At 33.1% G+C, this 23,940-nt stretch carries 20 protein-coding genes and 1 pseudogene; 17 read left to right on the plus strand and 4 right to left on the minus strand.

All coding sequences use genetic code 11. From position 1 onward, the window contains the following. Positions 1-595 precede the first annotated feature (595 nt). From nuoE to JOC47_RS02005, 7 genes are all read left to right on the plus strand, one after another. Positions 596-1,114: an NADH-quinone oxidoreductase subunit NuoE gene (gene nuoE / locus JOC47_RS01975; protein ID WP_239550869.1), complete on the plus strand. Its 519-nt coding sequence runs from the start codon at positions 596-598 to the stop codon at positions 1,112-1,114. 6 nt (positions 1,115-1,120) lie between these two features. Then, positions 1,121-2,920, plus strand: coding sequence for an NADH-ubiquinone oxidoreductase-F iron-sulfur binding region domain-containing protein (locus JOC47_RS01980; RefSeq protein ID WP_204700296.1), 1,800 nt, complete (start codon positions 1,121-1,123; stop codon positions 2,918-2,920). A 28-nt stretch (positions 2,921-2,948) separates the two neighbouring features. Then, positions 2,949-4,766, plus strand: coding sequence for an NADH-dependent [FeFe] hydrogenase, group A6 (locus JOC47_RS01985; protein WP_204700297.1), 1,818 nt, complete (start codon positions 2,949-2,951; stop codon positions 4,764-4,766). A 246-nt stretch (positions 4,767-5,012) separates the two neighbouring features. After that, positions 5,013-5,420, plus strand: a complete 408-nt coding sequence (locus JOC47_RS01990; RefSeq protein ID WP_204700506.1) for a secondary thiamine-phosphate synthase enzyme YjbQ — start codon at positions 5,013-5,015, stop codon at positions 5,418-5,420. 28 nt (positions 5,421-5,448) lie between these two features. Further along, entirely contained in the window at positions 5,449-6,210 is a 762-nt protein-coding gene (locus JOC47_RS01995) for a histidinol-phosphatase HisJ family protein (protein WP_204700298.1), read from the plus strand. A gap of 120 nt (positions 6,211-6,330) precedes the next feature. Next, the gene (gene typA / locus JOC47_RS02000) at positions 6,331-8,145 is read left to right on the plus strand and encodes a translational GTPase TypA (RefSeq protein WP_204700299.1); all 1,815 of its coding nucleotides are present in this window, start codon (positions 6,331-6,333) and stop codon (positions 8,143-8,145) included. Between the two features lie 48 nt (positions 8,146-8,193). Then, positions 8,194-9,381, plus strand: coding sequence for a pyridoxal phosphate-dependent aminotransferase (locus JOC47_RS02005; protein WP_275579350.1), 1,188 nt, complete (start codon positions 8,194-8,196; stop codon positions 9,379-9,381). A gap of 24 nt (positions 9,382-9,405) precedes the next feature. Here the strand turns inward: JOC47_RS02005 and JOC47_RS02010 are convergent, their stop codons facing one another. The 3 genes from JOC47_RS02010 to JOC47_RS02020 form a co-directional block, all read right to left on the minus strand. Further along, on the minus strand, positions 9,406-9,882 hold the full coding sequence (locus JOC47_RS02010) for a sporulation membrane protein YtrI (protein WP_204700300.1): 477 nt from the start codon (positions 9,880-9,882) through the stop codon (positions 9,406-9,408). A gap of 1 nt (position 9,883) precedes the next feature. Beyond that, positions 9,884-10,186: a YtrH family sporulation protein gene (locus JOC47_RS02015; RefSeq protein ID WP_239550878.1), complete on the minus strand. Its 303-nt coding sequence runs from the start codon at positions 10,184-10,186 to the stop codon at positions 9,884-9,886. A 128-nt stretch (positions 10,187-10,314) separates the two neighbouring features. Then, a complete protein-coding gene (locus JOC47_RS02020) occupies positions 10,315-10,587 on the minus strand; it encodes a hypothetical protein (protein WP_204700302.1) in 273 nt (90 codons plus the stop codon). Between the two features lie 185 nt (positions 10,588-10,772). On the opposite strand from JOC47_RS02020, the pseudogene dnaE (JOC47_RS02025) reads away from it, so the two are divergent. The 9 genes and pseudogenes from dnaE (JOC47_RS02025) to JOC47_RS02065 all read left to right on the plus strand — a co-directional run. Next, a pseudogene (gene dnaE / locus JOC47_RS02025) lies at positions 10,773-11,957 on the plus strand (DNA polymerase III subunit alpha); the annotation flags it as partial. Between the two features lie 292 nt (positions 11,958-12,249). Further along, a complete protein-coding gene (gene dnaE, locus JOC47_RS02030; protein WP_204700304.1) occupies positions 12,250-13,194 on the plus strand; it encodes a DNA polymerase III subunit alpha in 945 nt (314 codons plus the stop codon). Between the two features lie 269 nt (positions 13,195-13,463). Next, positions 13,464-14,813 carry a helix-hairpin-helix domain-containing protein gene (locus JOC47_RS02035; RefSeq protein WP_204700305.1) on the plus strand — a complete coding sequence of 450 codons (1,350 nt, stop codon included), beginning with the start codon at positions 13,464-13,466 and terminating at the stop codon, positions 14,811-14,813. Positions 14,814-15,025: 212 nt separating this feature from the next. Continuing rightward, positions 15,026-15,535, plus strand: coding sequence for a phosphatidylglycerophosphatase A family protein (locus tag JOC47_RS02040; RefSeq protein ID WP_204700306.1), 510 nt, complete (start codon positions 15,026-15,028; stop codon positions 15,533-15,535). 263 nt (positions 15,536-15,798) lie between these two features. Continuing rightward, positions 15,799-16,617, plus strand: a complete 819-nt coding sequence (locus JOC47_RS02045) for a DUF368 domain-containing protein (protein ID WP_204700307.1) — start codon at positions 15,799-15,801, stop codon at positions 16,615-16,617. Between the two features lie 27 nt (positions 16,618-16,644). Next, a complete protein-coding gene (locus JOC47_RS02050) occupies positions 16,645-18,054 on the plus strand; it encodes an HD domain-containing protein (protein ID WP_204700308.1) in 1,410 nt (469 codons plus the stop codon). Positions 18,055-18,254: 200 nt separating this feature from the next. Continuing rightward, positions 18,255-19,202 carry a helix-turn-helix transcriptional regulator gene (locus JOC47_RS02055; protein ID WP_204700309.1) on the plus strand — a complete coding sequence of 316 codons (948 nt, stop codon included), beginning with the start codon at positions 18,255-18,257 and terminating at the stop codon, positions 19,200-19,202. A gap of 177 nt (positions 19,203-19,379) precedes the next feature. Next, complete coding sequence (locus JOC47_RS02060; RefSeq protein WP_204700310.1) at positions 19,380-21,614, plus strand: glycoside hydrolase family 3 C-terminal domain-containing protein; 2,235 nt, start codon at positions 19,380-19,382, stop codon at positions 21,612-21,614. A gap of 186 nt (positions 21,615-21,800) precedes the next feature. Further along, positions 21,801-22,286 carry a hypothetical protein gene (locus tag JOC47_RS02065; RefSeq protein WP_204700311.1) on the plus strand — a complete coding sequence of 162 codons (486 nt, stop codon included), beginning with the start codon at positions 21,801-21,803 and terminating at the stop codon, positions 22,284-22,286. A gap of 45 nt (positions 22,287-22,331) precedes the next feature. Here the strand turns inward: JOC47_RS02065 and JOC47_RS02070 are convergent, their stop codons facing one another. Then, entirely contained in the window at positions 22,332-23,462 is a 1,131-nt protein-coding gene (locus JOC47_RS02070) for an ankyrin repeat domain-containing protein (RefSeq protein WP_204700312.1), read from the minus strand. A gap of 218 nt (positions 23,463-23,680) precedes the next feature. On the opposite strand from JOC47_RS02070, the gene mtrB reads away from it, so the two are divergent. Further along, entirely contained in the window at positions 23,681-23,896 is a 216-nt protein-coding gene (gene mtrB, locus JOC47_RS02075) for a trp RNA-binding attenuation protein MtrB (protein WP_204700313.1), read from the plus strand. The last annotated feature ends 44 nt before the right edge of the window (positions 23,897-23,940 follow it).

A 23,940-nucleotide genomic window follows, 5' to 3' on the forward strand; every position in this document is an offset into this window, starting at 1 on the left:
TCTGAGCAAGCATTTCTTCGTTTAGAAATTTAGGATGATTCGTCTAAAACTCGTAAACTTAAAATAAATTTAGTTTAATCAAAATTGGAGATTAAACAATACAAAATTTATTTTAAGTTTACTTCATTAAGACTCATTAACATCCTAAATTTAATGCCACTACGAAAAACTTGCTCAGACATCTAATGATAGTTTTACTTTAATAGCGGGAGCAGGGATTGTCTTATCAAGATAGTTATGTTTTAATTGTAAGTTTTTGATTTTGACTAATTATTAGCCAAATTAAAATTAAAACCAAAAGGCACAATCAAAAAATAAGCAATCCCAAAATGGTATATCCCTGCTCCCACATTTAAAGTAAGACTGCCTTGGATTGAGATAAAATTATTTCGCAGCGTCTTTAAATCTAGTTTGTAGATGAGTCTTAATGAAGTATAATAAGCTGTAATTTTGAAAGTTTAATTTCTAATTTAATTAAACTAAATTGCAGCTTATTATACGAATTTAGACGAATCAAACTAGATTTAGGAGCGAAGAAACTATTTTTATCTCAATCCGAAAGCTACACTTTATATAGATATTATTTTAGGAAGGGATGAGTGCTTTGCAAGATCGTAAAGCAATTCAAATGGATACAGATGATAAAGTTTTAGAAGATAAATACGAAAAGATAGATGAAATACTCAAAGAAGCTAAAGATAAAGAAGAAAGTCTAATTGATATTTTACATAAAGTACAAAAAGTAGTGGGGTATTTACCACGGGAAGTACAGATTAAAGTAGCACAGGATTTGGGAATTCCCTTAAGTGAGATTTATAGTGTAATTAGTTTTTATTCATTATTTTCTACTGAGCCAAAGGGAGATTATAATATAGAAGTTTGTATGGGCACGGCTTGTTATGTTAAAGGTAGTGATGAAGTGTTAAATGAGTTGAAAGAAGAATTAAAAATTGAACCTGGCCAGGTTACAGATGACGGTAAATTTAGTTTAGAAACAACTCGTTGTGTGGGGGCTTGCGGGATGGCACCAGTGCTGTTAGTTAATGGGGAAGCTCATGGACAAGTGGACAAAGAAAATGTAGCGGAGATTTTAGATAGTTATGGCAAGGAGTGATAGTAGGTGGAGCAAAATAAAATTTTAGTTTGCGGAGGGACAAGTTGTCATTCTTCGGGAGCAGAAAATATCTATGAGAGATTAAATTTAGGATTAACAGAACATGATTTGATTTCAAAGTATAGAATTATTGAAACCGGCTGTTTTGGTTTTTGTGAACAAGGGCCAATTGTAGTTGTGTATAATAAGCAGCGTGAAGGTGGAACATTTTACTGCCAATTGGAGTTGGAAGATATAGATAAAATCATTAGTCAAGATTTAGTAGGAGGCAAGATAGTGGATGACTTAGTTTATACTGATCCTAATAGTGGTCAAAAAATAGGTGAGGTGGGGGAAATAGATTTTTATAAGTATCAACACCGCATTGCTTTAAGTAACTGCGGGGAGATAGAACCGGCTAATGTTGAGGATTATCGAGCTAATGGTGGTTATGAGGCCTTAAAAAAAGTAGTTAATGAATTAGAGCCTAAAGAGGTGATAGAAGAAGTAAGAACCTCTAGATTGCGTGGCCGGGGAGGTGGTGGATTTCCCACAGGGGTTAAGTGGGATATTACTTATGATAATCCTGAAACACCTAAATATATTATCTGTAATGCTGATGAAGGAGACCCTGGAGCTTTTATGGATCGTAGTATTTTAGAAGGAGATCCTCATAGTATAATTGAAGGATTAGCAATTGGTGGTTATGCTATTGGTGCTCAGCAAGGATTTGTTTATATTAGAGCCGAATATCCTTTGGCTGTAGAAAGATTGGAAGCAGCGATTAATAATGCTCGTAAAGAAGGATTATTAGGAGAAAATATATTTGAAAGTGCTTTTAACTTTGATGTAGAAATAAAAATTGGAGCAGGAGCCTTTGTTTGTGGAGAAGAGACTGCTTTAATTCAGTCAGTACAGGGGTATCGTGGTGATCCGCAGTCCAAACCACCTTATCCAGCCCAGCAAGGTTTATATGGACAGCCGACTTTAATCAATAATGTAGAAACTTTAGCTAATATTCCTATTATCTTACGCAAAGGTGGGGACTGGTATAGTTCTATTGGAACAGAAGAAAGTACAGGAACAAAGGTATTTGCTTTAGCAGGTGATATTAATAATACTGGTTTAATTGAAGTACCAATGGGCACTAGCTTAAGAAAAGTAATTTTTGAACTAGGAGGAGGAATTCCAGATGCTAAAGAATTCAAAGCAGCTCAAACTGGTGGACCATCTGGAGGATGTATTCCTAAAGAAGATCTAGATGTCTCATTAGATTATGATAGTCTTTTAGAAATGGGTTCCATGATGGGGTCAGGAGGATTGATTGTTCTAGATGAGAGCAACTGTATGGTTGATGTGGCAAGATTTTATTTAGACTTCACCCAAGATGAAGCCTGTGGTAAATGTGCTCCAGGAAGAATTGGTACTAAACGGATGTTAGAGATATTAACTAAAATAACTGAAGGCCAAGGTGAAGAAGAAGATTTAGATAAACTAGAAACTTTAGCGGAGAACATAAAAAAAACTGCCCTATGTGGATTGTGTAAATCAGCACCTAATCCAGTGTTGAGTACATTAGAGCACTTTTGCGATGAGTATTTGGCCCATATTAATGATGGGGTTTGCCCAGCAGGTGTCTGTTTTAAGGATAAAGGCTATGAAATTGACAAAGAAATTTGTATTGCCTGTAGTAAGTGTGAAGATATCTGCCCAGTTGATGCTATTAGAGGAGATACAGAGCAGAAATATGAGATTGACCCTGAATTATGTATTGTGTGTGGACAATGTGCAGAAGCTTGTCCAGTTGATGCCATAGCAGAAATTTAAAATTTATGCTAAAAAAAGGGGGGATAAAATGATAAATTTAACAATAGATGGACAGCAGGTAGAAATTAAGGCAGGGGCAAAAGTTTTGGATGCAGCAGAAAAACTAGATATTGATATACCAACTTTATGTTATTTAGAAGGAGTGAATGAACCTGGAGCATGTAGGGTTTGTGTGGTAGAGATTATAGGAGAAAAAGATTTACAGCCTGCTTGTAAGTATAATGTACGTGAAGGATTAGAGGTTAAAACAAATACTCCGGAAGTTTTGAATGCTAGAAAAGAAGTGATTGAATTACTATTATCCGATCATCCGTTTGATTGTTTGACGTGTGCAGCAAATATGAATTGTGAGTTACAAGCTTTAGCAAAACAATTTGGGATTAGAGAAATAGATTTACAGGGGGCAAAGAATGAGTATCCGATTGATGATTTATCTCCTTCATTAGTTAGGGAACCGAGTAAGTGTATTATGTGTAGAAGATGTATTGAAGTTTGCGCTGGAGTACAAGAAGTACATATTTATGATATTTTAGAGCGAGGATTTGGGGCAGTAGCAGGACCAGCATTTAACGACAGTTTAATGGATACTCCCTGTATCACTTGTGGGCAGTGTATTTTAGTCTGTCCGACTGGTGCTTTACATGCTAAAGATGATAAACAAAAAGTTTGGGATGCCTTGCGTGATTCTGAGAAACATGCTGTAATTCAAACAGCTCCAGCTATTAGAGTTACAATTGGGGAAATGTTTGGGTTAGAGCCAGGTAGTTTAGCAACAGGACAATTAGTGACTGCTTTAAAGAGATTAGGATTTGATAAAGTTTTTGATGACTGTTTTGGGGCTGATGTAGTAGTTATGGAAGAAGGACATGAATTAATGGAACGATTAGAGAGCGGTCAAGACTTACCGCAATTTACCTCTTGTTGTCCAGCTTGGGTGAAATTTTGTGAAAGCTTTTATCCTGAATTGATTCCTAATCTGTCTTCTTGTAAATCTCCACAACAAGTTTTCGGGGCTCTTGTTAAAACTTATTATGCTCAACAAGCAGAAATTGACGCAAGTAGTATTTTTTCTGTTTCTGTAATGCCCTGTGTAGCTAAAAAATATGAAGCAGCACGAGAAGAGATGAATGATAGTGGGCAAGATAGAGATGTTGACTGTAATTTAACTACGCAAGAATTAGGAGAAATGATTAAAGAAGCCGGTTTGGATTTGAGTAAACTACCAGAGACAGAATACGATGAGCCGATGGGTTATGCTTCAGGAGCAGGAGTTATTTTTGGTTCAACTGGTGGAGTATGCGAGGCTACTTTGCGAACAGTTTATGAAAAAATAACTGGGACTGAGTTAAATAGAGTTGAATTAAAAGAAGTGAGAGGGAAAGATTTTAAAGAAGGAATAATTGATTTAGGTGATGGGAGAATTATTAAAGCAGCAGTTGCAAGAGGGACAGGTAATGCTAGAAAACTAATTGAAAAACTGCAGTCAGGAGAGGCAGATTATGATTTTGTAGAAGTGATGGCTTGCCCAAATGGAGGATGTGTTGGTGGAGGAGGACAGCCTAACTATTCTGGCTATGATAGTTGGCGTGAAATGGGGGATAAATTTGTGCAGAGAGCAGAAGGATTAGTAGAGGCAGATCGTGGTAAAGAGCACCGTAAAGCTCATGAGAATCCCTTTGTAGAAAAATTATATAATGAATTTTTAGAAAAACCGCATGGTGAAAAGTCACAAAAGTTATTACATACAGGATATGTAACAAGACAATTATATACAGATAGCCGATTAGTAGGAAAGAAAGAGGCTTCTTCAGAAATTTCTGATGCTAGAAAAGGAGAAGAAGCCTAAAGCAGGCTCGATGATTAATTAGTATCTACTAGAAAAGAGGTGTGCTGATGCAGGTTCCTTTAATATTAATAGCTGCAGCATTAGTAATAACTATAATAATTATCATTAAAAGTTGATTATTTTTTTGATAATTACTTAAAATTAGCAGCTTTAACTGATATAATTTATATGAGGTATAGTTGCTAGTGAAAATATAAAGCTAAAAACATAAATTTTTCATATTTTATTAGGGGTGAGATATCTATGATGTTCACTCAATTTACAGTGGAAACTAAAGAACATGATCAATTAATTGATATTACTGATAAGATTGCTAAAATAGTTGAGCAGTGGCATGTAAAAAATGGTAATTGTTTGGTCTTTATACCACATACTACAGCAGCAGTTACAATTAATGAAAGTGCGGATTCTGCTGTTAAAAGAGATATGTTAAGCAAATTAAGTGATATTATCCCCTGGGATGATAATTATGAACATTTAGAAGGGAATTCAGCAGCTCATCTGAAATCCAGTCTGATTGGGTGTTCTGAGGAAATAATTATTAAAAATAAAGAACTTGTGTTAGGAACTTGGCAAGGAATCTTCTTAGCTGAATTTGATGGTCCGCGAACTCGTAAAGTAAAGGTCAAATTAACAGCAGATGAAAAGGTTTAAGCTTGATAAATATTGAGGAGGAAAACTTATGTTAGTAGATTATCATACACATTTATTAGGTCATGAGTATAGAGAAGGAACTGCTGAAGATATTCGCGAATTTTTAGAGCAAGCAGTAGTAATGGATGTCAAGGAGATAGGTTTTACGGATCATAATCGTTATTATGAACAATTTGATTTTGAATTAATCAAAGAAGTAGCAGAGGACTTTCCTGAGTTAGAGGTTAGAACGGGGATTGAAATGGATTATACTCCTGGTGAAGAAGAGGAAATTGCTGAGTTTTTATCTGAGTTTGATTTAGATTATGCGATTGGTTCGATTCATTTTCTTGGGGATTGGATGTTTGACCATCCTGATTATAAAGATGAATATGATGAATGGGAAATAGATGAATTATATAAGACATATTTCGAGAGAGTACAAGGTGCAGCTAAGTCTGGATTATTTGATTTCTTAGGACATTTAGATTTGATTAAAGTATTTGATTTCAGACCAGCGACTGATGTAGTAGAATTAGTAACTCCCACTTTAGAAGTAATAGCAGAAGAAGACATTGTAATTGAAATTAATACTAATGGTCGTAATAAACCGGCTAATGAATTTTATCCTAGCCGTGATATTTTAGAAAAGGCTTATGAGTTAGGGATTAAAGTTACAATGAGTTCTGATGCTCATTATGCAGAGCGGGTAGGGGAAAATTTAGCTGAAGTAAGAGAGATGTTACTTGATATTGGTTATGAAAAAATAGCTACTTTTAAGAATAGACAACGAAAAATGGTTAAATTATAATAAGTGGTTATTAAAAAGCACCTATTGAAGGTGCTTTTTATAATCTCAAAATAAAGTTGACAATTACGGTTACATATTATAATCTAAATTTGATATTAGTTTGTTTCAAGGGGGAAAATAATGATAACTAGAAGTGATATTAGAAATATAGCAATAGTAGCTCACGTTGACCATGGAAAAACGACTTTAGTAGACTCTTTACTAGACCAGAGTGGGATTTTTCACTCTAATCAACAAGTACAAGAGAGAGTAATGGATAATAATGATTTAGAACGAGAAAAAGGGATTACAATTTTATCTAAGAATACAGCAGTTAATTTTAATGATACTAAGATAAATATTGTTGACACACCTGGTCACGCTGATTTTGGTGGCGAAGTAGAAAGAATTTTAAAGATGGTAGATGGAATTTTATTAGTAGTTGATGCATTTGAAGGGCCAATGCCGCAGACTAAATTTGTATTAACTAAAGCATTGGAATTGGATTTGAAACCAGTGGTAGTAGTTAATAAAATTGACCGACCAGAAGCAAGGTCGGAAGAAGTAGTAGATGAAATTTTAGATTTATTTATTGAACTAGGAGCAGATGATGACCAAATTGAATTCCCAGTTGTCTATGCTTCAGCTTTAGAGGGTTATGCTCAATCAGAATTAGATGAAAGTAGTGATGATTTAACTCCTTTATTTGAATCAATTGTGGAACATATTCCGGCACCGCGAGGAGAAAAAGATGCACCTTTACAAACAGTTGTAACTACGATTGAATATAATGATTATGTAGGAAGAATGGCGTTAGGAAAAGTTAATCGTGGTCAAATTTCTGAAGGTGAAGAAGTAGCTATCTGTAAAAATGATGATAGTATTGAATATAAAAAGGTTAGTAAATTGTATACTTATCAAGGTTTAGATAGAGCAGAAGTTGAAGAGGCAGAAGTAGGAGATATTGTAGCAATTGCAGGTATGGAAGATATCAATATTGGCGAAACAATAGCTGATAAAGAAAATCCTGAACCGTTATCGTTTATTAACATTGAAGAGCCGACTGTTAGTGTTAATTTTAGAGCAACTGATAGTCCCTTTGCCGGTCAAGAAGGAGATTATGTTACTTCTAGGCAGTTAAAAGATAGATTATTAACAGAACTAGAGAAAAATGTAGCTCTAAAAGTAGAAGAAATAGATGCAGATACATTTAAAGTATCAGGACGAGGCGAACTACACTTAGCTATTTTAATGGAAACTATGCGTCGTGAGGGCTATGAATTTCAAGTTTCTAAACCAGAGGTAATTATTAAAGAGGAAGATGGACAAAAGTTAGAACCGATTAAAGAAGCTGTGGTTGATGTACCAAAAGATTTTATGGGCACAGTAATTGAAGAATTAGGGAAACGAAAAGGTGAAATGCAGAGCATGGAGTCATTAAGTCAAACTAGAATGCGGTTATTCTTTGAAGTACCAGCGCGTGGTTTGATTGGATTTAGATCACAATTTTTAACGAAGACAAAAGGGGAAGGTATTTTAACTCATACATTCTCTCACTTTGGCCCTTATCAAGGTGAGTTTGAGAAGACAAGTACTGGTTCAATTGTTGCAGATAGAGCAGGAGAAGTAACGCGTTATGGTATTTTCACTGCTCAAGAGCGGGGCGATATTTTTGTAAAGCCAGGTGCTAAAGCTTATGAGGGAATGATTGTCGGATCTAATTCTCGTGACCAAGATTTGGATATCAATATTTGCAAGCAGAAGAAATTAGATAATATGAGAGCATCCGGTTCGGATGAAGCAATGGTTTTAACTCCAGTGACTGAATTGAGTTTAGAAGATGCTCTAGAATATATTTCTAATGATGAATTAGTAGAAATAACTCCAGAAAATATTAGATTGCGTAAAGAAATTTTAGATAAAAAGAAGCGAGTCAAAGCTAATAAAAGGGATTAGTGATATATTTTTAAGATTAAAGAAAAATAATCTACTGTAGGAAGGGGAATGGAAAACATGGAGTTGTCAGCAAAAGTAAGGCAATTAGAGGCGTCTCCTACTTTGGCGATTAGTACTGAGGCTAAGAAATTAAAAGATAGTGGTAAAGAAGTAATAAGTTTGGGGGCTGGGGAACCAGATTTTAATACTCCCCAACATATCAATCAAGCTGCTATTGATGCTGTGAACAATGGCTTTACCGGTTATACTGAAACAATAGGTATTAAGGAATTAAGGGAAGCTGTGACCAAAGATTTAGCAAAACGAGGTTTGGAATATGATAATAATCAGGTGATCGTGACTACGGGAGCTAAATATGCATTATTTACTGCTCTGCAGTCTATTATTGAAGCAGGAGATGAGGTTATTTTACCAGCCCCTTATTGGGTTAGCTATCCTGAGCAGATTAAATTTGCAGAAGGAAAAGTAGTTGCGGTTGAAACTAAAGAAGAAAATCGCTTTAAGATGACAGCTGAAGAGTTTGCTGCTGCGATTACTGAAGATACTAAAGCAGTAGTGATTAATAGTCCTAGTAATCCAACTGGTGCTGTTTATACTAAAGAAGAACTACAAGAAATTGCAGAAGTAGCAGTTGATAATGATATTTTAGTTATTTCAGATGAAATTTATCAAAAGATTACTTATGATACTTCAGCAGTGAGTATTGCTGAGTTAGGTTCTGAAATTAAGGATAGAACTATTATTATTGATGGTGTATCTAAAGCTTATGCAATGACTGGTTGGCGGATAGGTTATGCTGTTGCGCCTAAAGATGTAATTACAGCAATGGGTTGTTTACAAAGTCACAGTACTTCTAATCCTAATTCCATTGCTCAAAAGGCTAGTACAGCGGCTTTAACAGGATCTCAAGAACCGACTAAAAAGATGGTTAAAGCATTTCAGCGGAGAAGAGATTTATTAGTTGATTTAATCAATTCTATTCCTGGATTTGAAACAATTAAACCAAGTGGTGCTTTCTATCTATTTGTGAATGTAAAAGAATTAATAGGATCTGAAATAAATGGGACAGTAATTAAAGATGATCAAGAGTTAGCCGATGTATTGCTTCATGAAGCAGGAGTAGCAACTATTCCAGGTTCTTTTTTCGGTAAAGATGGTTACTTAAGAATTTCTTATGCTATTGGAGAAGAAGATTTAAAAAGAGCGGCAGAAAAAATAAAAGACTTAGTAGGATAGTTTTTAGACAGCCATTTTGGCTGTCTAATTTTTTTCTTCTTGAGTTGTAAATCTAAATCTAGCTGTAGGATGAATAATTATCCATTGTAAATTCAATTTAAAATTTTCATTTTCTGTTTTAATAATTCTATTCTCTAAAGTAGTGCCTAATAATTGGGTATCTACTTTTGATATTTCACGACCAATTAAGCTATTTAAAAGATTAAATATTTCTTCTTCTAAATTTTGCTGTGTATGTTTATCTAATTTAGTTTCGATCTCTATCTTTATATTTTGGATAACTGGTTTCTTGCGTTGAGCTAAACTTTTTTCTAATTTATTTAATTTAGTTTGCTGGTTATTAACTTGAGCTATTAATTTTTTCTTTTCGTATAATAATTGGTCTAATTGTAATCCAATGATTAGATTGATAATACTGCTGCCAAGGATAATTCCTAATATAAATGCAGTACAAATAATTAAAATTTGAGATTTGGTCAGAGTTAAAAAGTTAAAAGACATCTCAACTGCCTCCAGTTAGATTAGAAATAAGCCAAACTCCTAATTGGGCTCCCAAAAAGGCAGTTGTGAGGATAATGAATTGTTTAATAATGGTCATAAATCTACCTTCTAGTAGACTTCCTTCAAAGGTTCTAAGATTAGAAAAAGTGCCACCAATAGCAGTTACTATAGCCCATAATTTTATGTCACGACTAATTTTAAGCATTTCTTTGAAAGGAGGATTAGTAGTTAAAGTAGCACCTAAACTACCGATAATAGCTCCTCCTAAGACAACGCCTAATGAAATAAAGAAAACAATAATCATTCTTTCCAAGTAGACCACCTACTACTTTTAAAATATATTAATATTTATTTCTAGGTAGGAGAGATTATAACTAAAATAGAGCTGATCTTAAATAAAAAATCACGGGGTTGCCCCGTGAAAATTGAATATTACAAATGATTATTTAATATTTCATCAGCTCTTCCTAATTGATTTGGTAATAAATTTGCTGGTAAATAGTCCATTCCTAAATTGTTGACAACTTGAAAGCGGGCGCATTGATTATAGTTAGATTGACAGTAACGTTTAACATAGGATTTAGAAAAATCATCTGTAGTTAAAACCCCGGGAGTATTTAAGTATTCCTTAATTAAATCGATGTCTTGAGCCAACAATACTTCATTAGAGAGGGAACAGCGGGAAAAGAAGGGACAGTTAAACATTTAAGGCTACCTCCTTTGCAAGATATATTATCTAATTTTATATATTTCAACATAATATAATATTTTCCTGCAATTTTCTAAAAAAATTTACATAAAATTATTGCAAGATGAATTCAAAGAAGGATAAAGAGCTTAAATGACTAAATAATTAAATAATGAGAAGTTTTTTATGGGGAGGTGAATAGATGTCTGATTTTGTTCATTTGCACAATCATAGTGAATATAGTTTATTAGATGGAACAGTAAGAATTGAAAATTTAGTTCAAAAAGCTAAAGAAGATGATATGCCTGCTGTAGCACTTACTGACCATGGTGTTATGTTTGGAGCAATTAAATTTTATCAAGAGGCAAAGAAACAGGGGGTTAAACCGATTATCGGTTGTGAATTATATATAGCAGACGACCATCAACAAAAAGATGCCCGGAATAAAGAAAATTATCATTTAGTTTTATTAGCTGAGAATAAGCAAGGGTATCGTAATTTATTAAAGTTAGTATCAACAGCATATTTAGATGGTTTTTATTATAAACCCCGTATTGATAAAGAATTGTTAAAAGAACACAGCCAAGGTTTAATTGCTTTAAGTAGTTGCTTAGCAGGAAGAATAGAAAAACTAATTCAAAATAGACAATTTGATAAGGCTAAAGCAGAAGTAGAAAAGTACCGTGATATATTTGGAGCTGAGAATTTCTTCTTAGAACTGCAAGATCACGGCTTGAAGGAAGAAAAAGAAGTAAATAATGAATTAGTGAGATTAGGCCGCGAATGCAATGTGCCTTTAGTGGCTACTAATGATGCTCATTATTTAGAAGAAGATGATGCCCAAGCCCATGATATTTTGTTGTGCATTCAAACAGGTAAAAAAGTAAGTGATGAAGATAGAATGAAGTTTCCTAATGATCAGTTTTATTTCAAATCACAGCAGGAAATGAAAGAATTATTTAGTGATTATCCTGAGGCTATTGAGAATACAGCTAAGATTGCCGAGCGCTGTAATGTGGAATTTGACTTTGATCAGACGTTATTGCCGCATTATGAAGTGCCTGAGGGTGAAACTTTAGAATCTTATTTGCGGAAGTTAGTCTATCAAGGAGCCGAAGAAAAATATGAAGAGGTTACGCAGGAAATTGAAGAAAGAATTGATTATGAACTAAAGATAATCAATCAAATGGGATATCCGGCTTATTTTTTGATTGTGATGGACTTTGTGCGTTATGCTAAGGAGAATGATATTATTGTTGGCCCGGGTCGTGGTAGTGCGGCTTCAAGTATAGTATCTTATCTCTTGGATATTACTACAATTGATCCGTTAGAGTATGATTTGTTATTTGAAAGATTTTTAAATCCCGAGCGTGTGTCAATGCCAGATAAATCACTACCTTTGCAGTGAGATGTCGAATTAATTGGAAACAGTTGATGATAAGTCTCTTGAATTGCTGGAACTTCCTTAGAGCTTTACAAACCACAACATAAAGCTGAAATATGCTTAAATGTGATGGTTAAAAATTGTAAAGATTGGGATACCAGCAGCTAAGCTCCGAATAGGAGAAAGTTCAACGACCAGCTCAAAGGAGCGTAGCCTGAGTCTAAGAATAAGGTTAAGCTTAATGGCTAAGGCGAAGAGGGAGACACCTTAATCAAATTCAAAACAAGGTGAAGATATGGTCTATTCCCTATTAAATACTGAGAAATCAGGGGTAGAAAAGATCGATATTGATTTTTGTTATGAGCGTCGGGATGAAGTGATTGAGTACGTAACAAGAAAATATGGACAAGATAGAGTAGCCCAAATTATTACCTTTGGAACGATGGCTGCTCGGGCAGCTGTGCGTGATGTAGGGCGTGTCTTAGATGTTGATTATGATAAGACTGATAAAATAGCTAAATCAATTCCTGGTGGTACGATTGCTGAAGCATTAGAAGAATCTGATGAGTTAAAAGAAATGTATCAGCAAGATGACGAAGTGCAGGAAGTATTAGACTATTCAGCTCGGTTAGAAGGTTTACCGCGTCATGCTTCAACTCATGCAGCAGGAGTAGTAATTACTAAAGAAGAGTTGACTGAATATACTCCCCTCTATCAAAATGGAGGAGAAGTTACTACTCAGTATGCTATGGATGATTTAGAAAATTTAGGTCTATTAAAGATGGACTTTTTGGGACTAAGAAATCTGACAGTAATTGATAAGACTTTAGACTTAATTGCAGATACCCAACAGGTTGATTTAGGAGTAAATGAGATAGAATTTCAAGATGAAGAGGTATTTGAGTTATTAAGTTCTGGTCATACTTTAGGTGTTTTTCAACTTGAAAGTGATGGAATTCGCCGGCTGATTACTAAATTACAGCCGGAAGAATTAGAAGATGTAATTGCGTTATTAGCGCTTTATCGACCAGGGCCATTAGGCAGTGGAATGGTGGATGATTATATTGCCCGCCGTCATGGAGAACAAGAAATTGAATATCCGCATCCTGATTTAAAAGAAATCTTGGAGCCAACTTATGGAGTGATTTTATATCAGGAGCAGATAATGCAGCTTGTACAGGAGATTGCTGGTTATTCTCTGGGGCAGGCAGATATTTTAAGAAGAGCTATCGGTAATTAGCTTGCCGATATAAAACGGGACTAAAACGGTAGAAGCTAAAGACATAGTTAATAGCCAATACCTTGGTAACTTAATCTTTAAAACAGATTAAGTACTGTAGAGCATAGTGATTGAAACTAGTGGGAAATAGAATATAATATCACCATGAGAGTCCTGCACTGCTAAATCTAATTAGTAAAAATGTATGCCGAGCTTACACGATAATAAGTGTAAGAACTAGAGAATAAAAAGTCTCTAGGTTAACAAATCTGAAGAAAAAAGAAAAAATTATGGAAAAGCAGAAGAAGAGTTTCATTGAAGGAACCATAGAGAATGGTTATACTCGCGAACTAGCGGAAGAACTATTTGAATTAATTGAATATTTTGGTGGATATGGATTTAATAAAGCCCATTCAGCCGCCTATGCTTATGTGAGTTACTACACTGCTTATTTAAAGACTTATTATCCTGTGGAATTCATGGCTGCTTTATTGAGTTCTCAGATGGGGAATAGTGATAAAGTAGCAGATTATATCAATGAAGCACGACGGATGGGCATTGAGGTGCTTGGCCCGGATGTTAATTATAGTCGAGTGCAGTTCACAGTAGAAGATGGAAAAATACGATTTGGTTTAGAAGCAGTTAAGAATGTAGGGGCTAAAGCAATTGAAGAGATAATTAATGCTAGAACTGAAGAATCATTCACTGATTTAAGAGATTTTTGTGACCGCGTTGATGTAGCTAAAGTTAATCAGCGGGTAGTAGAGAGCCTAATTAAAGCAGGTGCTTTTGCTTCATTTTCTGCTCATCGCTCGCAGTTACTAGAGATAGTACCACAAGTTTTTTCTCAAGCTCAGAGCAGTCAGCGTAAGCGAGGGAAAGGACAAACTAGTTTTGCTGATTTAGTGGAAGATGATGAGCAATTTGGTGCGCAAGAGATTAAACTGCCAGATATAGATGAGTTTAAAGAACAGAAGTTGTTAAGTTTAGAAAAAGAAATGTTGGGGCTCTATTTTTCAGGTCATCCTCTTGATAATTCACTAGATAAAATCAAAAGTAACCGTACTGCAGCTATTGAAGATTTAGCAGAAAATATTAATCAAGTTGTAGTAGGGGGCATAATTATTAGTTGTAGAGAAATAACAACTAAGAACCACAGAGAAATGGCCTTTTTAAGTTTAGAAGATGAATCAGGAGAAGTTGAAATTATAGTTTTTCCTGATACTTATGCTGAAGCTAAAGAATTAATTGCTGAAGATAATGTAATACTAATTAAAGGGCGTACTGATGAAGAAGGAAAATTAATTGCTAGTCAAGTAACAGATATACAAGACACAACTAGTTCTAAAACCAAAGTAGATAATAAGAGTGAGTCTAAATCAAAATCTAAACAAGATAAGAAAGAAAAACAGAGTCAGTCCGAAAAAGTTCATTTGCAAGTAGAAGATGTAACTTTGGAAAAATTACAAAACTTAGAAAGTATTTTAGCAGAGTATCCAGGGCCAAATCTTGTGTATTTGCATTTAGTGATTAAAGGACATAGAATTAGTATTAGATTGAGTGAGAAATATAGTCTTCATTCTAACAACAAAGAGCTTAGAGAAAAACTAGATGAATTAGGAGTGAAGTACGCATTTTAAATCAAGTATTTTTTAACCATTGTAGCATTTATTGCTTGGAATAAATACAATATAATAAACTTGTTTCTTTCAAAAAAGGCTTCTCGGTTAAAATAAATCATTTCAAATTGCTTTCATTATAGTTTTAAACTAAAATTATTAGAACTTTAATGTTTTCAATTTAGTAACTAATTTAGCCGAAAGCACACATAATTAATATAGGGGTGGTAATGATGAAAGAATTGATCATAAAAAAGTTAAAGGATAGAGGAGTAAAATTGGAAGCGATTTCTGCAGTAGTCTATAAACTACAAAAACCATATAGTGAAAATCTAACTGTTGAGGAATGTCAAGATGCTTTAGAACATGTTCTAGAAAAAAGAGAAGTGCAATATACTTTGTTAACAGGAATTACCCTTGATGAATTAACAGAAAAAGGTGAGTTAGATGAACCATTAGCTGGAATAATAAAAGAAGATGAACCATTGTATGGTGTGGATGAAAGTTTAGCTTTTGCTATTTCTAGTATTTATGGTACGATTGGATTTACTAGTTTTGGTTATTTAGATAAGCATAAAATGGGAATTATGAAAGAGTTAGATACTAGTGAAAACAATGTGAATACTTTTTTGGATGATTTAGTAGCAGGGCTAGCATCTGCAGCTTCAGCTAAAATTGCTCACCAGAAAAGAACTGAATTGAATTTAAAAAAAGAAAAATTAGAAGAAGAAGATGTATCATAATAAAAATAGTAGCTGGTAGTGAAATTTGGGAAAATTGCTGTATATAGATTGGGCAGTTAGTAAAGCGAAAAGTAGGGATAATGGGGCTGCACGGAGTGTTTTTTGAATTTTAAAAACACGGAGGAGACAGTGAAACAGTAAAACAGTAAAGAGAATAAAGAAAAAATAGGAAAAAAGAAGTGTAGAGACTTGGCATCGCCAAGTCTTCTAATTAATTAGAAAATAGTTTTAATTGATGGTTTGTATGAAGGAGAGGTATGGTTATGTCACAAGATAATAATTATTTAGAAGAGTTTGTAGAACTATTTCTAAAGTCAATTCCTATCGGAATGTCTAATACTTTACCGGGGATTAGCGGAGGTACAATGGCTTTAGTCTTAAAAATGTATGACCGTTTAGTAAACGGAATTAAAAAAATCAATCTAAAAATATTAATTCCGATAGTATTAGGAGCAGTATTTGGCGTTGGAGTCGGAGCTAAGGTTGTAACTACTTTATTTGAGAGTCAACCGGGATTAATTACTGCTTTTTTATTAGGATTGATTTTAGCTTCTAGTAAAGTAACTTTTGTACAGGTAAAAGATTTCAATTGGAAGACGGGAACCTTATTTATCCTTGGATTAGTTATTGCTTTAACTTATTCTGTTGATATTAGTTCAGGGGCAGGAACAGTAGTAGTTTCGCCAATTGTGGTCTTATTAGGTGGTGCAATTGGTAGTACAGCTATGATTCTACCGGGGATTAGTGGTGGTACTGTACTAATTATGTTGGGCTTATATGAAAGAATATTATCAGCTATTAGTGCAGTCTTAGATCCCGTTTTGGCCCTGGAATTAAGCGCAATTCCTCTATCTGAAGTAAAAGTCTTATTTGCTTTTGCTGTAGGTATTGGTGGAGGATTATTGCTCTTCTCTTGGCTTTTGTCTTATTTATTGAATGATTTCAGGTCATTATTAATGGCGTCTTTAACAGGATTGATTTTAGGTTCAATGCGTAGTGTAATTCCTAATCAATTTGGAGTTAAAGAAGTAATTGGTTTTTCAGTGGGAATTTTAATTATTTATGTCTTAGATAAACAATAATCTTACTTATTTCAGGAGGATAAAATAATGAACAAGGGTGCTAAGATTATTAGAGATCCGATTCATGGTGATATAAAGATTAAGAAAAAATTTGTAGATGTAATTGATACTCCTGAATTTCAAAGATTGAGGCGGATTAATCATTTAGGAACGGGCAATCTTTTATTTCCGGCAGCAGAATATACGCGTTTTTCTCATTCATTAGGTACTTTTCATGTGATGAAATTGATTATTAATCATTTTGAGGAAGTATTTGCAGAACTTGATTTAGAGGACGAGTTAGGGCAGGAAGAAAAGAATTTAGCCTTAGCTGCTGCCTTATTGCATGATATTGGTCATGGACCTTTATCACATACTTTTGAAACATTAGTTAGGAATATAGCTGGAGATAAGGATTATCTAGAGCATGAAGAATGGAGTAAAATGATTATTACTGCTCCAGAGAGTGAATTACGAAGGGTATTAGAGGATAATTTTGGCCCTGATTTTCCTAATAAGGTTGCTAAGATAATTAGTACAGGCTATAGATTAGAAAAGCCGGAATTGTTGAGTGCTGGATTTAAAAGAGTTAATATTTTAAATTTGATTTCTTCACTAATTAGTAGTCAACTAGATGCTGATAGAATGGATTATCTACTTCGCGATTCCTTTTTTACAGGAGTAGAATATGGAGAGTTTGATTTAGCAAGATTAATTGAATCATTGAGATTAACAGTCAAAGGAGCTAATTATTATTTGTGTGTACCGCGTAAGTATTTATCATCGATTGAGGAGTATTTATTATCCCGCTATCATATGTATAAAGATATTTATACTCATCCCTTTAAACGAGAAATAGAAACTATTTTAGTTAAATTATTTAGTCGGGCTAAGAAGTTGTATCAAAAAGATAAGCTTAATAACTGTAATTTACCCCAAGCTTTAATTTCTTTATTTAATCAGCAGCAAATAACTATAGAAAGTTATTTGAACTTAGATGATATTGATATTCTTAAATTGATTAAAGATTGGAGACAAAGTACTGATCCAGTCCTATCTGAACTAGCTGCAGCTTTTACTGAGCGGAAGAAATTCCAAAAGTTAATGGAGGCAGATAGAGAAGAAATTGAAAAATTAAAGAAAGAATTAAAGCAAATTTTAAGTGGGTCGGAATTAGAAAGTGTAGAACAGGGATACTTTTGGTTAGAAAATCAAGTTGAAGATAGTTTCTATAATGAGTTATACCAAGAGGAAGAAGGAAAGATTAGAATTTTAAATAAAGATGGTTCCTTAGATGACTTTAGAAATGTATCAGAGATTATTAGTCGGTCTCATAAACAACCTGATAATAAAAAGCAGGTTTATGTTAATTTTGACTTATTAGCAGAAGAAATAGCTGATCAAAGAAAAGTACAGCAGTTAAAAGATAAATTAAAAGAAGAGTGGATAAAAAAATAATAATATTCTCTTAGGCATTCTCGTATTCAATTTTGGTTGGAATCCAAATCGAATTTTTATATAGCGAGGATGTCTTATTTATTTAAAGTTTAATTGTAAATTTTTCTATCTGAATAAAAAATCAATTGGAATCTCTTTGGGAAGTTTTGATAAAGAATGATAGAATATAGTTAGTGATTTTAAGCTAAGAGGTGATAAATATGGAAAATGATCTGCTTAAACGTAATAATTATGAATATGAGTTGATTGATTATCAAGAAGGTTTACCAATGAAAATATTTATGCAGGGTTTTTTTGAAGCAGATTATCATTGGCATAAAGAAATTGAAATTATTCTTGTTTTAAAGGGACAATTAAATATCAAGATCGGTAGTGATGATTATTTATTAGAGGAAGATGATTTGATTGTAATTAACAGTAATCAAGTTCATAGTACTACTGACCAAGCTGAAGATATTATTTTATTAGTGATGCAGATTGATCCTAGTTACTATAATGAATTTCAACCCCAATTAAGCAATGTCTTTTTTGAATTTAAGCCTTTTTTAGAAAAAGGAGCAGCACAACAAAAATTTCATCAGATTAGAAGCTTTTTAGCAGAAATAATGTGGGAATTAAATGAAAAAGATGAAGCTTATCAACTTAAAATAAAAGGCATTATAAATTCTTTAGTTGTTTATTTGCTCAGAAATTTAAATTATGAGACTGTTGATCAGGAAAATGTTAAATTACAAGAAGAAAGTTTAGAACGGCTGCAGAGAATTATCAATTATATTGATAATAATTATGCACAGGAGATATCACTACGGACTATAGCAGAAAGAGAAAATTTGAGTTATTATTATTTGTCACATTTTTTTAAAGATAAGATGGGCATCTCTTTTCAAAAGTACTTAAATGAAGTTAGAATCAAAAAAGCTGAACCACTATTGAGAAATAAAGAAAAAACAATTACAGACATATCTTATCAAGTTGGTTTTGCTAATCCTAAATCTTTCTATAGAGTCTTTAAGAATAAATTTGATTCTACCCCAGGGGCTTATAGAGAAGACCTAGAAGCAGATAGTAATGATAAGTTTAAAGAAGATAGTTGTTTAGACTTTGATCAAAATTTAGCATTTGAAAAATTATTCAGTTATAGAAGTTAAAATAAATGCGACCGCAAAAAAGAACATAAAGATAAAGCAAATATTTAAATGCAATAATGTAGAAATAACTATAAAATTTTAATGTACTCAGATAATATAGGGGGGCATTAAAGTGAAGATAGATATCGAGAAAATATTATGGTTTGTAGACTTATATAACATAGGAGGTCGATAATTGTGGAGATAGATATCGAAAAATTGATTGCAAAATTGACTGTAGAAGAGAAAATTAAACTTCTTTCTGGTGGAGATGCTTGGCATACTCAAGAAATAGAATCTGTGGATATTCCTAATATTACATTAACTGATGGGCCACATGGAGTTAGGTTAGAAGACAAAGAAGCAGGAGAGTTTTTTCAATCAAAGCCGGCTACTTCTTTTCCAATAGAAGCTGCTATGGCTGCTAGTTGGAATCAAGATCTAATTGAAGAGATGGGCCAAAAAATGGGTGAAGAGTGTCAATACTATGATGTTGGAGTTTTATTAGGACCGGGAGTTAATGGTAAGCGTTCTCCTTTAGCAGGTAGAAATTTTGAATACTTTTCTGAAGACCCTTATCTCTCAGGGAAGATAGGAGCATCTTTTGTAAAGGGCGTGCAATCAGAAGGAGTAGGAACTTCTGTTAAGCATTATGTTGCTAATGAACAAGAAACTAATCGGATGGTTGTCAGTAGTGAAGTTGATGAACGAACATTAAGAGAAATTTATTTACTTCCTTTTGAGATGATCGTTAAGGAAGCAAATCCGTGGACTATGATGTGTGCTTATAATAAAGTGAATGGAACACATATGTCGCAAAATAAGAAGTATTTAGTAGATGTATTAAAAGATGAATGGGGTTATGAAGGATTGATAATGTCTGATTGGGGCGCTGTAAGTGATAAAGTAGCTTCAATCAAAGCAGGTTTGGATTTAGAAATGCCGGGACCTGGTAAAGAAGATGAAAAGGCACTGCAGGCTTTTGAAGCAGGAGAACTGACTATAGAAGAGATCAATGCTCGGGTAAAAGTAGTTTTAGAACTAGTGGAAAAAGTTTTAACTGAGCAGAAGGATGTAGATGAGTGTGATTTTGAGCAAAATCATAAGGTGGCTCGTAAAGTAGCTGAAGAATCTATGGTGTTATTAAAGAATGAAGCAGATATTTTACCACTAGCAGAAGATAGTGATTTAGCTGTGCTTGGTAAATTTGCTCAAGAACCTCGTTTTCAAGGAGGCGGAAGTTCACAACTTAATCCTTATAATTTAGAAACTCCTCTAGCTGAAATTAAGAAGCACGGTACAGTAGATTATGCTCCAGGTTATGAAGATGAAGAAATAAACGAGGACTTAATAGCAGAAGCTTGTGAGATAGCTCAAGATAAAGATAAGGTGATTATCTTTGCGGGAACGACAGAAAAAATAGAATGTGAAGGATATGATAGAAAAGATATCAGTATTCCTGAAAGTCATATCCAATTAATTAAAGAAGTAGCTAAAGTTAATCAAAATATTGTAGTAGTTACTAATAGTGGAGCTGCAATTGATATTGAAGAATTTGAAGCGCAGGCTCGAGGAATAGTTCATGCCTGGTTACCTGGCCAAGCGGGGGGCAGTGCTCTAGCTAATATTTTATTTGCTAAAACAAATCCATCTGGTAAACTAAGTGAAACTTTCCCTATAGCTTATGAGCATAATCCTACTCATTTAAGTTTTCCGGGGGATATTAAACAGGTAGAATATAAAGAAGAAGTTTTTGTAGGCTATCGCTATTATGATGCGAAAAAATTAGATGTAAAATATCCATTTGGTTTTGGATTGTCTTATACTGAATTTGAATATTCTAATTTGGAGTTATCTAAAAGAAAACTTAAAAATGGAGAAGGATTAGTAGTATCTGCTGATATTAAAAACACTGGTGATTATGCTGGACAAGAAGTAGTACAGCTTTATGTCAAGGATCATGAAGCTGTAGTTAGAAGACCTGAAAAGGAATTAAAAGGATTTACTAAAGTTCATTTAGAACCAGGAGAAAGTAAAAGAATTAATATCAAATTAGATGAACGAGACTTTTCTTTTTATTCTGAAAAATTAGGTGAATTTGCTGTTGAGTCTGGTCAATTTGATATTATGCTAGGTTCATCTTCTAGAGATATTAGAGCAGTAGAAACAATGGAGTTTGATTCTAATGATGATTTGCGAGAACCTTTAACTGTAAATCACAGTATTGAAAAATTATTAGAAGATGAAAGAACAGGAGCAGAAATCAAAGCTATTTTGGATGAAATAGATATAGACCAAGATAATAATTTTTACTCTATTTTATTGGGAATGCCTTTAACTGTGGCAACTGGAATTTTAAGATCCTTTAACTTTTCTGAAGAAAAGATAGAGCAGTTAGCAGAGATACTTGAAAACACTGATGAAGAATTATAAAAAAATGTCTTTAATTAATACATTTAGAAATAGCACCTAGGCCTGCAGGTCTAGGTGCTATTTCATTTAAAAAAGAAGAAGTTTGAACAAAAATAACGAATAAATAATATTAATGTCATTGATTATAAATAGAAATTATAGTATAATCAATTTCGAATGCTATTATTTACATAAGGAGGAGAAAACGTGAAGAAAAAAGCTATTTTAATCTGTTTAGCTTTACTGCTTGTTGTCTCAGGAAGTTGTTTAGCCGAGGATAAGAAGGAAGAAGAAGGGATTGATATTAACCGTAATATTAATTTGATTGTACAAGAAAAAGATCCCCAAACTGCTTATGAATTATCATTAACTCCTGTTTTTGGCCCAGAAGTTGCAGCTAATTATGTTTCTCATAAGCCAATTGAGTGGCAGGGTAATAAAAATTTAATTCATAAGGCTAATGCTCAGACTATGTTTAATTTATCAGAAATACTAGCTGGACTAGTATTGGGTATAGCTGCTGAGGAAGATGAAGATGGCAATGGTGGAGTATATGTTGCTAGTGGATTCTTAGTAGCATATATGCATAATCATTTCTTTGGAAAAGATATGGCAGAAGAAGCTGTTGAATATAATAAAAAGTTGTATGAAAAATTTGATTGGAATCCACCAAAAGTAAAATTAGAGAAATAATAACATAGAACAAACAAACTCACGGCATTTGCCGTGAGTTTGTTTTTAAAATTTGATATTAAATCCACCTTGTAATCCATAACTACTAAAATTAATTTCAGTAGCATAGATTTCATTTTGTATTTGTCTATAGATTAAACTAGTACTCAAATTTAATCTATTATTAATCTCTTTTTCTAATCTAAGACCAGTTTTGAAACCTAATCCGGCATTTTTAGAATTAGTGCTCAAAGTATAATTAATTCCTGCTCCTGCAAAGAAGAAATGATAATCAAAGATTAAAAATAGATTAGTAAATGAAATTGAAGAATAATTATTTTGTAAAGCATCTTGTAGGTATTCTAATTCTACTCCTAAAGCCATATTTCTTTTTAAATAATATTTGTAACCTACAAATCCTCCTAATCCTTGACTAGAAGATTGAAGGTTTAATTCGTTATTATTAAAACTATAACTATTATAACTAACACCATCGTAAAAAGTAGAACGTTTTTTAAATGGTGTTGTTTTATTTTTTTGTTTATTCTTTTTAGGTTCTTGAGGTTTAGGTTGTTTAGATTGCTTAGGTTTATCTTTTATAATCTCTAATTGCTTATTTGATTGGGGATTATTTTCTTTTGCTTTATCATTTTTAGTTTTATTAACATCTAATAAAACTTTTTTTAATTCAGAATTATTATTTGCTTTACTTATATCTACAGCAGTTTTATTCTGATTGTTGTGTATATCAGTTTCTGCTTTAGCTTCAATTAGAATTTTAGCTAGTTCTAAATTATTATTCTTAGCTGCCCAAATTAAAGCAGTATTACCGCTAGGTGATTGATAGTTAATATTTGCTCCAGCATCTAATAATTCTTTTACTACAGATGGCTTGTTTCCATTTTTAACAGCATAAAGTAAAGCAGTTAATCCATTATCATCCTTTAAGTTAACTTCTGCACCTTGCTGAATTAACAAAGCAGTAACTTTATAGTCTTTATTATAACCTGCTGCCCACATTAATGGTGTTTTGCCATTTTGATCTTGAATATTAATATCTCTAATCCTTTTAATAGAGTTTTTAGCTTGCTCATATGAACAAAAGCGCCATCCAATTGGTGCAGCTAAAATACTATTACTGAAGGTGAATAGATATATGAACAAAAACAAAAGTAATAATTTGTTATTTTTCTTCATCAGATCACTCCTTTGCTACTTGTAATATTGATCTTTAATTTATAATAAAAGCTTACTAATTAATTCAATTCAATAAAAATTAAAATAGTCCTTTGCTAACAGGAGTTTAAAAAATAAAAATTATAATTATGCTAAGATTCACTATTTTATCTTGACATTAATTGGATTGTACGTTATGATAAAGATAACTAATTCGAGATGAGTTGAGGTGAGAAGAGATGATGGCTAATGAAGATTATGTAGTTGTAAAAGCTTTAGAAAATGGAGTAACAATTATTGGTTTGACTAGAGGAGAAGAAACTAAATTTCATCATACAGAAAAGTTAGATAAGGGTGAAGTTATGGTCGCCCAGTTCACAGAGAATACTTCTGCGATTAAGATTAGAGGAAAGGCAGAGTTAATTACTGAGCACGGAAAAGTGGAATCAGAATAGTATAAATATATAGATATATTAGAAATAGAGAGTTTAGATTAGAT

This window comes from Halanaerobacter jeridensis (assembly GCF_016908315.1).
Lineage (GTDB): Bacteria > Bacillota > Halanaerobiia > Halobacteroidales > Halobacteroidaceae > Halanaerobacter > Halanaerobacter jeridensis.

What these genes read in the sequence shown, in the direction of transcription:
- nuoE (WP_239550869.1), top strand. Translation starts at nt 596, where the DNA reads ATGAGTGCTTTGCAAGATCGTAAAGCAATTCAAATGGATACAGATGAT.
- JOC47_RS01985 (WP_204700297.1), top strand. Translation starts at nt 2,949, where the DNA reads ATGATAAATTTAACAATAGATGGACAGCAGGTAGAAATTAAGGCAGGG.
- JOC47_RS01990 (WP_204700506.1), top strand. Translation starts at nt 5,013, where the DNA reads ATGTTCACTCAATTTACAGTGGAAACTAAAGAACATGATCAATTAATT.
- JOC47_RS01995 (WP_204700298.1), top strand. Translation starts at nt 5,449, where the DNA reads ATGTTAGTAGATTATCATACACATTTATTAGGTCATGAGTATAGAGAA.
- typA (WP_204700299.1), top strand. Translation starts at nt 6,331, where the DNA reads ATGATAACTAGAAGTGATATTAGAAATATAGCAATAGTAGCTCACGTT.
- JOC47_RS02005 (WP_275579350.1), top strand. Translation starts at nt 8,194, where the DNA reads ATGGAAAACATGGAGTTGTCAGCAAAAGTAAGGCAATTAGAGGCGTCT.
- JOC47_RS02010 (WP_204700300.1), bottom strand. Translation starts at nt 9,882, where the DNA reads ATGTCTTTTAACTTTTTAACTCTGACCAAATCTCAAATTTTAATTATT.
- JOC47_RS02015 (WP_239550878.1), bottom strand. Translation starts at nt 10,186, where the DNA reads ATGATTATTGTTTTCTTTATTTCATTAGGCGTTGTCTTAGGAGGAGCT.
- JOC47_RS02020 (WP_204700302.1), bottom strand. Translation starts at nt 10,587, where the DNA reads ATGTTTAACTGTCCCTTCTTTTCCCGCTGTTCCCTCTCTAATGAAGTA.
- dnaE (WP_204700304.1), top strand. Translation starts at nt 12,250, where the DNA reads ATGGTCTATTCCCTATTAAATACTGAGAAATCAGGGGTAGAAAAGATC.
- JOC47_RS02035 (WP_204700305.1), top strand. Translation starts at nt 13,464, where the DNA reads ATGGAAAAGCAGAAGAAGAGTTTCATTGAAGGAACCATAGAGAATGGT.
- JOC47_RS02040 (WP_204700306.1), top strand. Translation starts at nt 15,026, where the DNA reads ATGAAAGAATTGATCATAAAAAAGTTAAAGGATAGAGGAGTAAAATTG.
- JOC47_RS02045 (WP_204700307.1), top strand. Translation starts at nt 15,799, where the DNA reads ATGTCACAAGATAATAATTATTTAGAAGAGTTTGTAGAACTATTTCTA.
- JOC47_RS02050 (WP_204700308.1), top strand. Translation starts at nt 16,645, where the DNA reads ATGAACAAGGGTGCTAAGATTATTAGAGATCCGATTCATGGTGATATA.
- JOC47_RS02055 (WP_204700309.1), top strand. Translation starts at nt 18,255, where the DNA reads ATGGAAAATGATCTGCTTAAACGTAATAATTATGAATATGAGTTGATT.
- JOC47_RS02070 (WP_204700312.1), bottom strand. Translation starts at nt 23,462, where the DNA reads ATGAAGAAAAATAACAAATTATTACTTTTGTTTTTGTTCATATATCTA.
- mtrB (WP_204700313.1), top strand. Translation starts at nt 23,681, where the DNA reads ATGATGGCTAATGAAGATTATGTAGTTGTAAAAGCTTTAGAAAATGGA.